Annotated in this window: 14 protein-coding genes; 4 read left to right on the top strand and 10 right to left on the bottom strand. The window is 56.3% G+C overall.

Translation table 11 applies throughout. From position 1 onward, the window contains the following. Positions 1-127: 127 nt before the first annotated feature. Positions 128-1,570, top strand: coding sequence for a pyruvate kinase (pyk, locus tag ACUTSW_RS01845; RefSeq protein ID WP_004945505.1), 1,443 nt, complete (start codon positions 128-130; stop codon positions 1,568-1,570). Positions 1,571-1,676: 106 nt separating this feature from the next. Further along, complete coding sequence (locus ACUTSW_RS01840; RefSeq protein WP_445583527.1) at positions 1,677-2,561, top strand: leucine-rich repeat domain-containing protein; 885 nt, start codon at positions 1,677-1,679, stop codon at positions 2,559-2,561. A 69-nt stretch (positions 2,562-2,630) separates the two neighbouring features. On the opposite strand, the gene lpxM is transcribed toward ACUTSW_RS01840, so the two are convergent. From lpxM to znuA, 3 genes are all read right to left on the bottom strand, one after another. Then, positions 2,631-3,599, bottom strand: coding sequence for a lauroyl-Kdo(2)-lipid IV(A) myristoyltransferase (lpxM, locus tag ACUTSW_RS01835; protein ID WP_445583526.1), 969 nt, complete (start codon positions 3,597-3,599; stop codon positions 2,631-2,633). A 149-nt stretch (positions 3,600-3,748) separates the two neighbouring features. Further along, entirely contained in the window at positions 3,749-5,071 is a 1,323-nt protein-coding gene (gene mepM / locus ACUTSW_RS01830) for a murein DD-endopeptidase MepM (protein ID WP_062871071.1), read from the bottom strand. Between the two features lie 21 nt (positions 5,072-5,092). Further along, positions 5,093-6,046 (bottom strand): zinc ABC transporter substrate-binding protein ZnuA, encoded by a 954-nt coding sequence (gene znuA, locus ACUTSW_RS01825; RefSeq protein ID WP_062871072.1) that lies wholly within the window; start codon positions 6,044-6,046, stop codon positions 5,093-5,095. A 78-nt stretch (positions 6,047-6,124) separates the two neighbouring features. Between znuA and znuC the strand changes: the two genes are divergently transcribed. Next, on the top strand, positions 6,125-6,883 hold the full coding sequence (znuC, locus tag ACUTSW_RS01820; protein ID WP_062871073.1) for a zinc ABC transporter ATP-binding protein ZnuC: 759 nt from the start codon (positions 6,125-6,127) through the stop codon (positions 6,881-6,883). Continuing rightward, positions 6,880-7,665, top strand: coding sequence for a zinc ABC transporter permease subunit ZnuB (znuB, locus tag ACUTSW_RS01815; protein ID WP_006325884.1), 786 nt, complete (start codon positions 6,880-6,882; stop codon positions 7,663-7,665). The genes znuC and znuB overlap by 4 nt, the downstream gene beginning before the upstream one ends. Positions 7,666-7,727: 62 nt before the next feature. On the opposite strand, the gene ruvB is transcribed toward znuB, so the two are convergent. From ruvB to ACUTSW_RS01780, 7 genes are all read right to left on the bottom strand, one after another. Beyond that, on the bottom strand, positions 7,728-8,732 hold the full coding sequence (gene ruvB / locus ACUTSW_RS01810) for a Holliday junction branch migration DNA helicase RuvB (RefSeq protein WP_004945523.1): 1,005 nt from the start codon (positions 8,730-8,732) through the stop codon (positions 7,728-7,730). A 19-nt stretch (positions 8,733-8,751) separates the two neighbouring features. Next, a complete protein-coding gene (ruvA, locus tag ACUTSW_RS01805; RefSeq protein ID WP_004945526.1) occupies positions 8,752-9,366 on the bottom strand; it encodes a Holliday junction branch migration protein RuvA in 615 nt (204 codons plus the stop codon). Positions 9,367-9,478: 112 nt separating this feature from the next. After that, the gene (gene ruvC / locus ACUTSW_RS01800) at positions 9,479-10,000 is read right to left on the bottom strand and encodes a crossover junction endodeoxyribonuclease RuvC (RefSeq protein WP_004945529.1); all 522 of its coding nucleotides are present in this window, start codon (positions 9,998-10,000) and stop codon (positions 9,479-9,481) included. A 73-nt stretch (positions 10,001-10,073) separates the two neighbouring features. After that, entirely contained in the window at positions 10,074-10,817 is a 744-nt protein-coding gene (locus ACUTSW_RS01795; protein ID WP_445583525.1) for a YebC/PmpR family DNA-binding transcriptional regulator, read from the bottom strand. Between the two features lie 19 nt (positions 10,818-10,836). Continuing rightward, entirely contained in the window at positions 10,837-11,283 is a 447-nt protein-coding gene (gene nudB, locus ACUTSW_RS01790) for a dihydroneopterin triphosphate diphosphatase (RefSeq protein WP_006325886.1), read from the bottom strand. Next, a complete protein-coding gene (gene aspS / locus ACUTSW_RS01785; protein WP_445583524.1) occupies positions 11,283-13,067 on the bottom strand; it encodes an aspartate--tRNA ligase in 1,785 nt (594 codons plus the stop codon). Before aspS ends, nudB begins: the two co-directional genes overlap by 1 nt. Before the next feature lie 73 nt (positions 13,068-13,140). Next, on the bottom strand, positions 13,141-13,332 hold the full coding sequence (locus ACUTSW_RS01780; protein ID WP_012145506.1) for an FmdB family zinc ribbon protein: 192 nt from the start codon (positions 13,330-13,332) through the stop codon (positions 13,141-13,143). Positions 13,333-13,404: the final 72 nt, after the last annotated feature.

Raw genomic sequence — 13,404 nt, 5'->3', positions numbered from 1 at the left:
TGTAAAACGCTCATGCGGGTAACCCGGGTGAAACATCAGTGTAGTAAAATTACATTTCACTCCTGGTTTCGTTATCCGACGTTATCGCAACACCAATACTTTGCTTCACCAGTCAACGGAGTAATACATGTCCAGACGGCTCAGAAGAACCAAAATTGTTACCACCCTAGGCCCGGCTACTGACCGCGACAATAATCTTGAAAAGATCATTGCTGCCGGCGCTAACGTGGTTCGGCTCAACTTTTCCCATGGCAGCGCGGAAGATCACCAGGCTCGCGCGGATAAAGTGCGCGAAATCGCTGCCAAACTGGGGCGTCACGTCGCTATTCTGGGCGACCTGCAAGGGCCGAAAATCCGTGTTTCCACCTTTAAGGAAGGCAAAATCTTCCTCAATATCGGTGACAAATTTCTGCTCGATGCCAACATGGCAAAAGGCGAAGGCGATAAAGAAAAAGTCGGTATCGACTATAAAGGCCTGCCTGCCGACGTGGTGCCGGGCGACGTACTGCTGCTGGACGATGGCCGCGTACAGTTGAAAGTGCTCGAAGTTCAGGGCATGAAAGTGTTTACCGAAGTGACCGTTGGCGGCCCGCTGTCCAACAACAAAGGCATCAACAAACTGGGCGGTGGCCTGTCCGCAGAAGCCCTGACCGAGAAAGATAAAGCCGATATCATTACCGCGGCAAAAATCGGCGTCGACTATCTGGCGGTTTCCTTCCCGCGTACCGGCGAAGACCTGAACTACGCACGCCGTCTGGCGCGCGATGCAGGTTGCAACGCCAAGATCGTTTCTAAAGTTGAACGCGCCGAAGCCGTGTGCAGCGACGAAGCAATGGACGACATCATCCTGGCTTCCGACGTGGTGATGGTCGCCCGTGGTGACCTGGGCGTTGAAATCGGCGATCCGGAACTGGTCGGCATTCAGAAAAAACTGATCCGTCGCGCCCGCACGCTGAACCGCGCCGTCATTACCGCGACCCAGATGATGGAATCGATGATCACCAACCCGATGCCAACCCGCGCCGAAGTCATGGACGTGGCGAACGCCGTGCTGGATGGCACCGACGCCGTAATGCTGTCTGCCGAAACCGCTGCGGGCCAGTACCCGGCGGAGACCGTGGCGGCGATGGCGCGCGTTTGTCTGGGCGCTGAAAAAATCCCAAGCATCAACGTCTCCAAACACCGTTTGGACGTACAGTTCGACAACATAGAAGAAGCCATTGCCATGTCTTCAATGTACGCCGCCAACCACCTGAAAGGCGTGACTGCACTGATCGCCATGACAGAGTCGGGCCGCACTGCGCTGATGATGTCACGTATCAGCTCCGGACTGCCGATCTTCGCCATGTCACGTCATGAGCACACGCTGAACCTGACGGCGCTGTATCGCGGCGTTACGCCGGTTTATTTCGACAGCCATAACGACGGCGTCATCGCGGCCAATGACGCAGTGAATCGCCTGCGCGACAAAGGCTTCCTGGTTTCCGGCGACCTGGTGATCGTGACACAGGGCGACGTGATGGAAACCGTTGGCACCACCAACACCAGCCGTATCCTGCGCGTAGAATAACCTCGCTTGCCGCCGGCCGTTAACACGGCCGGCATTTTTTCCCGCACCGCCCTTTCCGCCTGATAAACTCGTCTCCAGTCGCCGCTAAGGCAAACGGAGAGCCAAGATGCTTCATCAACACCCACAGCAAAACAGCAGTTCGCTTGCATTGGATCTTGACGGCCAGGGGCTGGAAAGCCTGGATGATGACCGCCTGCAGGGCAGCGCATTACTGAAAATCAGCCTGTACGACAATCGCCTCCGCCAGTTTCCGGCGCAGATCTTTCAGCATCGTGCGCTGCAGGTACTGAATATCTCCTGTAACCAACTCAGTGAACTGCCGGAAGAGCTCGGCCAATGGCAAAAACTGGCGATGCTGGATTGCGGTCACAACAAAGCCGAGCGCGTGCCTGCCAGCATCGGCCAACTCAGCGAACTGACCTATCTTTATCTAAGCGACAACGCTTTCAGCACGCTCCCCATAGAGCTGGGCCGTTTGCATAAATTGCGCTATCTAAACGTGACCGATAACCTACTGAGCGAACTGCCGGCTGCTATCGTTCAATTGAGCGGCCTGCAGGAACTGAGGCTGTATAACAACCAGATTACCGTGTTGCTGGCCGCCATCGGACAGTTGAGCGCACTGCGGGAACTGCACCTGATGAATAATCGTCTGGAAACGTTGCCGGAAGAGATCTCGCAATTGTCTGAACTGGCGGTGCTGGACGTGGAAAATAACGCCATCAACAGGCTGCCTGCGGCATTCTGCCACTTAGCCAGCCTGACCGACCTCAATCTGCGCGCTAATCAGCTACGGCAGCTGCCAGGCTGTTTCGGTCAACTAACGGCGCTCACCACGCTTGACCTGCGCGCTAACCGGTTGAGTGAGCTGCCGGACAGCATGGCGGCATTGACTCGTCTGCGGCGATTAGATTTGCGCTGGAACAACTTCGCCCAAATGCCTGCGGTACTGGAACCATTGATGGCGCAAGGCTGTATGGTGCATATATAAGCGCAGTAAAAACAAAGGGCCAGCCACCTTTCGATGGCTGGCCCTTGTGGCCGGAAGCGACTGTACCGCTTAGCGATACAAATCGTCGCGTGAATAGGGCTCAGTTTCCCCTTCTTTACGCGTTTTCAGCAGTTTGAGGATCCAGGTGTATTGCTCTGGATTCGGCCCTACCAAATTCTCCACTTCTTCATTCATGCGACGCGCAATATAGGGGTCATCGGCCGTGGCCAAATCATCCATCGGCGGGCGAATATGGATATCCAGCATGCTGGTTTTGCCGTCATACACCGGGAACAAAGGCACTATTGCCGCACGGCACACCTTCATCAGGCGCCCCACCGCGGGCAGCGTCGCTTTGTAGGTAGCAAAAAAGTCGACGAACTCGCTATGTTCGGCGCCGTGATCCTGATCGGGCAGATAATAGCCCCAATACCCCTGACGCACCGAGCTGATAAACGGCTTGATGCCGTCATTGCGCGCATGCATTCGGCCGCCAAACTTACGGCGCACCGCATTCCACAGATAATCCACCAAAGGGTTGCTTTGGTTGTGGAACATCGCCGCCATCGGCTGACCACGTGCCGCCATCAGCATTGCGGGTACATCCACCGCCCATCCGTGCGGCACCAGGAAAATCACGTTGCGACCTTCATCGCGGATCTTATCCAGCACCTCTTCGCCGTGCCAACGCACGCGCTGCAGCACTTTTTCCGGTTTGGTGCAGGCCAGTTCCGCCATCAGAATCATTGATTGCGGTGCGGTGGCGAACATCTCGTCAATAATGTGCTCGCGTTCGTTTTCCGACACTTCCGGCAGGCAATACAGCAGGTTGATACGCGCACGGCGGCGGGCGCTTTTTGCCACCTTGCCGACCAGTTTGCCAACTGCACCTAGCACCGGATCGCGCAAGCGCGCAGGGATCAGTGAAATGCCGGCCATCAGCCCGGTTCCCAGCCAAACGCCCCAGTAGCGTGGGTGGTAAAAGGCTTTTTGAAATTGCGGGATGAACTCCAGGTTCGATTTTTTCTCGTTTTGCATGCACAAGCTCTTAACTTAGCGGTTCGGCTAATCATAATTGCAAAGACTGATTTTGCAATTAACAACGACGAAGCGCCAATATAAAACAGCATCGGCCCGCAATCAGGCCGATGGAATCACTGGCGCGGCAACGCGCCCGAACAAAAGGATTAGTCCAACTGCAGTTGAGGAACCACTTCCTTCACCTGCGCCAGATAATCGCTGCGGTCTTTACCGCTCAACCCTTCGGAACGCGGCAGTTTCGCCGTCAACGGGTTGACCGCCTGTTGGTTGGTCCACATTTCGAAATGCAGGTGCGGCCCGGTCGAACGGCCGGTGTTACCCGATAACGCGATGCGGTCGCCACGTTTGACCTTTTGCCCTGGTTTAACCAGCAGTTTTTTCAGGTGCATATAACGTGTGGTGTACTGACGGCCATGACGGATCGCCACATAGTTGCCTGCGGCACCGCTGCGTTTAGCGATCAATACTTCACCGTCACCTACCGCCAGCACCGGGGTGCCAACCGGCATCGCAAAGTCGACGCCTTTATGCGGCGCAATGCGTCCGGTCACCGGATTCACCCGGCGCGGATTGAAGTTTGAAGAAATGCGGAACTGCTTCATGGTTGGGAAACGCATAAAGCCGCGCGCCAGGCCGGAGCCCTGACGATCGTAGAATTTGCCGTCTTCAGCGCGAATGGCGTAGTAATCTTTGCCGCCGGAACGCATACGTACGCCCAGCAACTGGCTTTGCGAGCTCTTGCCGTCAAAGTGTTCGCGTGACATCAATACCGAGAATTGATCGCCCTTGCGCAGTTTGCGGAAATCCAACTGCCACTGCAGCGCTTTGATTACCGCGTTGATTTCAGCGCGGCTCAAGCCGGCAGCACTGGCGCTGCTGACGAAGCTGCCGTTGAGGCGGCCGCTGATCACGTTATTACGCCATTCACCCTGCTGGGCTTCCTGGGTTTCTTTGAAACTATTGCCTACGCGATCGTAGGTGCGGGTTTCACGCCGGGAGACTTCCCAGGTCAAACGCTGCAGATCGCCGGCATCGTTTACCGTCCACGACAACTGCTGACCAATCTTCAGATTACGCAGATCGCGATTTTGCGATGCCAGCATAGAGACGTCCGACATATCTATGCCGTACTGGGTCAGAATGCTGCCCAGCGTATCACCGGTAGAAACTACATATTCATGCACGCCATCTTCGCCGGCGACCTTCTGGTCCAGCTCATCCTGTGGGATGTCATCATCGGGAGTGGCTTGGTCAAGGTCGATCGGCTCACTGGCTTCTGGCAGTAAGGACCGTAACTGGCTGGATTCTAATTCGATGTTCTTTACGATGGGGTTATGTTCTGGGTGATAAACAAAAGGCCGCCAAACGGCGACGGCCAGTGTAACCACTGTCAGCGACCCCAGCATGACGCGATGGGGCCGTGGCAGATTGTTATACGCCAGAGCGATAGTTCGGACTATCTGCTGCACTCGATATTTTCCTCATAATCTTTACTTCAGGCAGCTCACGTACTGGTTTGACAGCTGAGTCAGGAAGCTCCCGTAGCTGTCTTTCCCCAGTGCGATGCCGGTGCCCAGCGGGTCCAGCGTTCCAGAACGCACTTTGGTACCCTTGGCAACGGCATTGATTACGGCCGGCCTGAATTGTGGCTCAGCAAAAACGCAGACTGCTTTCTGCTCAACCAACTGTGTTCGAATTTGGTGTAGGCGCTGTGCTCCAGGCTGTATTTCGGGATTAACGGTAAAATGGCCCATTGGGCTCAAGCCGAAGTGTTTTTCAAAGTAGCCGTAAGCATCATGAAAAACAAAATATCCCTTGCCTTGCACAGGCCTAAGCATGTTACCAACATTTTTGTCAGTTTGCGTCAGCAGATTCTCGAACTGGCGCAGGTTTGCGTCTAATTTGTCCTTATTTTGCGGCATAAGTTCCAATAACCTGTCGTGAATCGCGATCGCGGTCACTTTTGCCACTTCCGGGGATAACCAAACGTGCATATTATATTCGCCGTGATGATGTCCATCATCTTCGCCATGATCTGCATGGTTATGCGCATCCCCGGCATGTTCATCTCCATGATCGTCGTCGTCACCCTTCATCAACAGGGGCTTCACCCCGCTCAGTTCACTGATGGCCAACTGACGATTGGCCGATACCGGGGTGAGCGATTTGGTCAGAAAGGCTTCCATGTCCGGCCCTACCCACACCACCAGATCGGCGGCGCGCAGGCGCTGAATATCGGAAGGCCGCAGAGCAAAATCATGCGGCGAAGCGCCATCCGGCAGCAACACCTCGGTTGACGTCACGCCGTCGGCTATCGCAGAAGCGATAAACCCCAGCGGACGAATGGAAGTCACCACCGCGGCATAAGCGCTGTTCAGCGGCCCGGCCATCATCAATGCGCTGGCCAGCAGCGTGCGTTGCAGCCATTTATTTTTCTGTGCCATTCTCAGTAATCCCGTCGTTTTCATCAGCGAGGCGTGATATTATAACATTCGGTTAGTTCTGCAAAATGTAATCACGAGATGTCTACACTGACAACGCTAAAAAATATCACCGTCTCCTTTGGTAGCCGCAAGGTCCTGTCGAATATTTCGCTCAGCCTCCAGCCGGGCCGTATTCTGACGCTGCTCGGCCCAAACGGTGCGGGTAAATCTACGCTGGTGCGGGTGGTGCTGGGGCTCATTGCGCCAACCGAAGGCACGCTTGAACGCGAGCCGGGCCTGCGCATCGGTTATGTGCCGCAAAAACTGCACCTCGATGCCACCCTGCCGCTCACCGTCAGCCGTTTTATGCGCTTGAAACCCGGCGTCAAAAAGGCCGATATCCTGCCGGCGCTGAAACGCGTGCAAGCGGCCCATCTGCTCGAGCAACCGATGCAAAAGCTTTCCGGCGGCGAAAACCAAAGGGTGCTGCTGGCACGTGCGCTGTTGAATAAACCTCAGTTGCTGGTGCTGGATGAACCGACGCAGGGGGTCGACGTCAATGGCCAACTGGCGTTGTACGATCTGATCGATCAACTGCGTAAAGAGCTGGGTTGCGCGGTATTGATGGTTTCCCATGACCTGCATCTGGTAATGGCGAAAACCGATGAGGTGCTGTGCCTCAACCAACACATCTGCTGTTCCGGCGCACCGGAAGTGGTGTCGATGCACCCTGAATTTATCGCCATGTTTGGTAACCGGGGAGCGGAACAGCTGGCGGTTTATCGCCACCACCATAATCACCGTCACGACCTGCAAGGACGCATTGTGTTGAAGAAAACCGGGGGCCGTGAGGCATGATCGAACTGTTATTACCCGGCTGGCTGGCCGGGGTGCTGTTGGCGGGGGCCGCAGGTCCGCTAGGCTCATTTGTTGTCTGGCGTCGAATGTCCTACTTTGGCGATACCTTGGCGCACGCCTCGCTGTTGGGTGTGGCCTTCGGCCTGCTGTTGGATGTGAATCCTTTCTATGCGGTGATTGCCGTAACGCTGGTGCTGGCTCTGGTGCTGGTGTGGCTGGAGCGCCGGCCGCAACTTTCCGTTGATACCCTGCTCGGCATTATGGCGCACAGCGCGCTGTCGCTGGGTCTGGTGGTCGTGGCGCTAATGTCCAACGTGCGGGTCGATCTGATGGCCTATCTGTTTGGCGATCTGTTGTCTGTCACCTTTAGCGATATCTGGATGATTGGCATCGGCGTCAGCATCGTGCTGCTGATTCTGTGGTGGCAGTGGCGCAACCTGCTGTCGATGACCATCAGTCCTGAGCTGGCGCACGTAGACGGCGTTAATCTGGTGCGGGCACGCACCGTGCTGATGCTGGTCACCGCTCTGACCATTGGTCTGGCGATGAAGTTCGTCGGCGCGCTGATCATCACTTCACTGCTGATTATACCGGCGGCCACGGCACGCCGATTCGCCCGCACGCCTGAGCAGATGGCCGGTTATGCAGTGCTGGTGGGCATGCTGGCCGTCACTGGCGGGCTGGCCTTCTCGGCATTTTACGATACCCCGGCAGGCCCCTCGGTAGTGCTGAGCGCTGCGGTGCTGTTTGTGCTGAGTTTATTCAGGAAGCAGCAGGCCTGATACCGGGCTGCCGATTGACGTGACAAGGGCCGCATCAGCGGCCCTTTTTAATGTTTTAATTCTTACTCTTCGCGCGCAATGCCAAAGTGTTTATAGGCATGATTGGTCGCCATTCGTCCACGCGGCGTTCGCTGGATAAAACCCTGCTGGATCAGGAAGGGTTCAATAACGTCTTCGATGGTTTCGCGCTCCTCGCCAATCGCCGCCGCCAGGTTATCCAGGCCCACCGGCCCGCCGGCGAACTTGTCGATTATCGCCAGCAACAGCTTGCGGTCCATGTAGTCGAAACCTTCGGCGTCAACGTTCAGCATGTCCAGCGCCTGCATCGCAACTTCGCCATTGATCACGCCGTTGGCCCGGACCTCGGCAAAGTCGCGTACCCTGCGCAGCAAGCGGTTGGCGATACGCGGCGTTCCGCGTGCCCGACGAGCCACCTGGTGAGCGCCCTCTTCCGAGAGATCCAGCCCCAGGCAGTTGGCGCTGCGTGAAACGATATGCTGCAAATCGGCGACCTGATAGAACTCCAGGCGCTGCACAATCCCGAAGCGATCGCGCAGCGGTGAGGTCAAAGAACCGGCACGGGTGGTAGCGCCCACCAGCGTAAAGGGCGGCAGATCGAGTTTGATCGACCGCGCAGCCGGGCCTTCGCCGATCATGATATCCAGTTGGTAATCTTCCATTGCCGGATACAATACTTCTTCCACCACCGGCGACAAGCGATGGATTTCATCGATAAACAAGACGTCGTGCGGCTCGAGGTTGGTCAGCATCGCCGCCAAATCGCCCGCCTTCTCCAACACCGGGCCGGAGGTAGTGCGCAGGTTAACGCCCATCTCATTGGCGACGATGTTCGCCAGCGTGGTTTTACCCAGCCCTGGCGGGCCGAAGATCAGTAAATGGTCCAGCGCGTCGCCACGCTGCTTGGCCGCCTGAATAAAGATTTCCATCTGCTCACGCACGTGCGGCTGGCCGACATATTCCGTCAGCAGCTTTGGCCGAATGGCGCGATCAAGAATTTCTTCTTCGTTGATCGGCTCAGCAGAAATCAGGCGATCGGCTTCAATCATTCTCTATCCCTTATCAACCTTACAGTGCGGCGCGCAGCGCGTCGCGGATCAGGGTTTCGCAATCGGCGCCCGGCTTGGCGATTTTGCTGACCATGCGGCTGGCTTCCTGCGGTTTATAGCCCAATGCCACCAGTGCAGAAGCGGCTTCTGCTTCCGCGTCCAGCTCGGCCGCCTGCGTCGCCGAAGCGGGCAGCGTGATCTCACTGCTGTTATTGAACAGATCGCCATTAAGCCCTTTGAAGCGGTCTTTCATTTCGACCACCAGCCGCTCGGCGGTTTTCTTGCCCACTCCCGGCAATTTCACCAATGTGGTGATCTCTTCACGTTCTACCGCGCTGACAAACTGCTGTGCGGACATCCCGGACAGGATAGCCAGCGCCAGTTTTGGGCCCACGCCGTTCACTTTAATCAACTCGCGGAACAGTGCGCGCTCTTGTTTATCGTTGAAGCCGTACAATAGCTGCGCGTCTTCGCGCACCACAAATTGGGTAAATACGATAGCTTCTTGCCCCAGGTCCGGCAGCTCATAAAAGCAGGTCATGGGCATATGCACTTCATAACCCACGCCGTTTGCCTCCAGTAACACCAGCGGCGGCTGCTTTTCCAGAATATATCCTCTGAGACGACCTATCATTTACCCTCCTGCAGAATTCTTGAGCATGACCGACTGCCATGCCGTGCTGGTAAAGCTTATAACATAAAAAAGGCTGGATGAATATCCAGCCTGAGTTGTCACTGACCAAGCGCTACTTTAAACGGCCACGAGCCAGGTTTAACCGCCCTTCGCTCATTCGCAGCACGTTTTGGCTGAGATGGCAGTGGGTGATGGCGATAGCCAGCGCATCGGCGGCGTCCGCCTGGGGGTTGGCCGACAGTTTAAGCAGCGAGCGCACCATGTGCTGCACCTGCGCCTTCTCTGCCGCACCGGTGCCGACCACCGTTTGCTTCACCTGACGCGCCGCATATTCAAACACTTCCAGATCCTGGTTCACGGCAGCAACGATCGCCACGCCGCGCGCCTGCCCGAGTTTGAGCGCCGAATCCGGGTTCTTCGCCATAAACACCTGTTCGATAGCGAAAAAATCAGGTTTAAACTGGGTGATGATTTCGCTGACGCCTGCGTAGATCAATTTCAGCCGCGTCGGCATGTCATCCACCACGGTGCGAATGCAGCCACTGGCGATATAGCTCAGTTGGCGGCCCTGCTGGCGAATGAGACCATAACCGGTGACGCGCGACCCGGGATCGATACCCAATATGATCGTCATCCCTACACCCACCTTGCGTTAAGCATTAACATCGCCAGGCGCTGCCACAGAGCAGCGCCGTACTGCCACTCCATTACAGCGTCGCTGCAACCTCGTCGGAGATTTCGCCGTTGTGGTAAACCTCCTGCACGTCGTCACAGTCTTCCAGCATGTCGATCAAACGCAACAGCTTCGGCGCGGTTTCTTCATCCATATCGGCCTTGGTCGATGGGATCATGGAAACTTCCGCCGAGTCGGCGGCGAAACCGGCCGCAGTCAGCGCATCTTTCACCTCGCCCAGGTTTTCCCAGGCGGTGAATACGTCGATAACGCCGTCGTCGTAGCTGACGATATCTTCAGCGCCAGCTTCCAGCGCCGCTTCCATCACCGCGTCTTCATCCAGGCCCGGTGCATAAGTGATTACACCCTTCTTGGTGAACAGATAAGCCACGGAACCGTCGGTGCCGAGGTTACCGCCGCATTTGGTGAAGGCATGACGCACTTCGGCCACGGTACGGTTGCGGTTGTCGCTCAGGCATTCGATCATGACGGCAGTGCCGCCCGGACCGTAACCTTCATAAATGATGGTTTCCATGTTGGAATCATCATCGCCGCCTACGCCACGCGCGATGGCGCGGTTCAGGGTGTCGCGCGTCATGTTGTTGGACAGCGCCTTGTCGATCGCCGCACGCAGACGTGGGTTAGCCCCTGGATCTCCACCGCCCAGTTTCGCGGCGGTCACCAGCTCGCGAATAATTTTGGTGAAAATTTTACCGCGCTTGGAATCCTGCGCAGCTTTACGGTGCTTTGTGTTGGCCCACTTACTATGACCTGCCATAAAAAATCTCCGAAAAAAATTACTGGACTGAATTAATCACAAACTCTTCAATCGCCTGCTGATTGCTCCAGGACTTGGTCAACTTCACGGCTTGCGCCGCCTCAAGCCAGCGGTAAGCATGATGCTCGGTAATCACCGGATCACGCTCTTCAGGCAACGCCAGACAGAACCAGTGCTCTTTATTGCGCGTGGTTCCCGGGGCATAGCGATGTCGCAAATGGACAAAGAGTTCAAACTCCACACAACGCTGGCAATCGAACAACGGCAGATTCTCTGCTTCGATATCGATGCCGACTTCTTCCATGACCTCACGCCGTGCGGCATGCGGCGGCGACTCATTTTCCTCCAGGCTACCGGTAACCGACTGCCAGAATTCGGTATCGTCGCGCCGCTGTAACATCAGCACCCGTCCACTGGATTTGGCGTAAATCACGACCAAAATGGACTCGGGCCGCTTGTAGCTCATCACTCGTTCTCTTCCGGTAACGCGGCTTTCTTGACCACGCAAATCCCCAACTCCTGCAACGACGCCGGGTTGGCAAAGCTTGGCGCTTCGGTCATCAGACAGGCAGCCGCGGTGGTTTTCGGGAAGGCAATCACGTCACGAATGTTGTCGGTGCCGGTCAGCAGCATCACCAGTCGGTCCAGACCAAAGGCCAGGCCGGCGTGCGGTGGCGTGCCGTACTTCAATGCATCCAGCAGGAAGCCGAATTTCTCGCGCTGTTCGTGTTCGTTGATGCCCAGAATGCTGAAGACCGTCTGCTGCATTTCGCTGCGGTGAATACGCACGGAACCGCCGCCCACTTCATAGCCGTTGATCACCATGTCATAGGCATTGGCAATGGCCGTGGTTGGCGCCGAATTCAGTTCTTCCGGGCTCATGTCGCGCGGTGCGGTGAACGGATGGTGCATCGCCGCCAGGCCGCCCTCACCGTCTTCTTCGAACATTGGGAAGTCCACCACCCACAGCGGCGCCCAGCTGTCCAGCTTGGTCAGTTGCAGATCACGACCCAGTTTCAGACGCAGCGCACCCATCGCATCGGTCACAATCTTGACGCTGTCTGCGCCGAAGAACAGGATGTCGCCGGTCTGCGCGTTGGTACGCGCCAGGATCGCCTCCAGCACTTCCGCGCTGAGGAATTTGGCGATCGGGCTTTGTACGCCTTCCATGCCGGCGGCACGGTCGTTGACCTTCAGCCAGGCCAGGCCTTTGGCGCCATAGATGTTAACGAAGGTGCCGTACTCATCGATCAGCTTACGAGTCAGCTGCGCGCCGCCCGGAACGCAGATAGCGGCTACGCGGCCTTTGGCATCGTTAGCCGGGCCGGAGAATACTTTGAACTCAACGTCTTTCACCAGATCGGCAACGTCCACCAGCTCCAGCGGGTTACGCAGATCCGGTTTGTCGGAGCCATAGCGACGCATCGCTTCGGCGAAGGTCATGACCGGGAAATCGCCCAGATCCACGCCCTTCACATCCAGCCACAGGTCACGCGCCAACTTTTCCATCACTTCACGCACTTGATCGGCGGTCATGAAAGAGGTTTCAACGTCGATTTGGGTAAATTCAGGCTGACGGTCAGCACGCAGATCTTCATCGCGGAAGCATTTGACGATTTGGTAGTAACGATCAAAACCCGACATCATCAGCAGCTGTTTGAACAACTGTGGCGACTGCGGCAACGCATAAAATTTACCTTTGTGCACACGGCTCGGCACCAGGTAGTCACGCGCACCTTCCGGCGTGGCTTTGGTCAACATCGGGGTTTCGATGTCGAGGAAGCCGTTGCTGTCCATAAAGCGACGCACGAAGCTGGTGATTTTGGCGCGGGTCTTCAGGCGATCGGCCATTTCCGGGCGACGCAGATCCAGGTAGCGGTATTTCAGGCGCGCTTCTTCAGTGTTGACCTGGTTGGAGTCCAGCGGCAACGGCTCGGAGCGGTTGATGATCTCCAGAGCATGAGCGAACACTTCCACTTCCCCGGTGGACATATCTTTATTGATTTGGCTGTCCGGACGCGCACGCACGGTGCCGACAATCTGAATGCAGAACTCGTTGCGCAGGTCGTATGCCTTGTCAAACGCGGCTTTCTGGTCCGGGTCGAAGAACACCTGCACGATGCCTTCGCGGTCGCGCATATCAATAAAGATCAGGCCGCCCAGATCGCGACGACGGTTGACCCAACCACACAAAGTGACTTCCTGGCCCACGTGGGACAGATTCAATTGCCCGCAATATTCAGTACGCATACGCTATCCTTTTGGCTTAAGCCGATTCCGCGCGGGCTTTTGCGCCGGCCACGCGGCTGTTAACTGATGAACTCTATTTATTACCCGGTTTGAAGTCTGTTGCATACCAACCGGTGCCCTTTAACTGGAAACCCGTGGAAGAAATCAACTTGGTTAACGCGGGCTGCCCACACGCCGGACAGTCAGTCAGCGGCGCATCGGAAAATTTTTGCAATTTCTCTAACCGAAGGCTGCAAGCACCACATGCATATTCATAAATCGGCATAGTTCGTTGGAGTAAAGTGTGTTGAAAAAAGGCGATCATTATAAAGGAAATTCATGCTCCAGATAAGTGCGA

This window comes from Serratia sp. TSA_198.1, assembly GCF_052686505.1.
The sequence above is the reverse complement of the archived record's forward strand: the minus strand, read 5'-3'. Positions and strand labels throughout refer to the sequence as shown.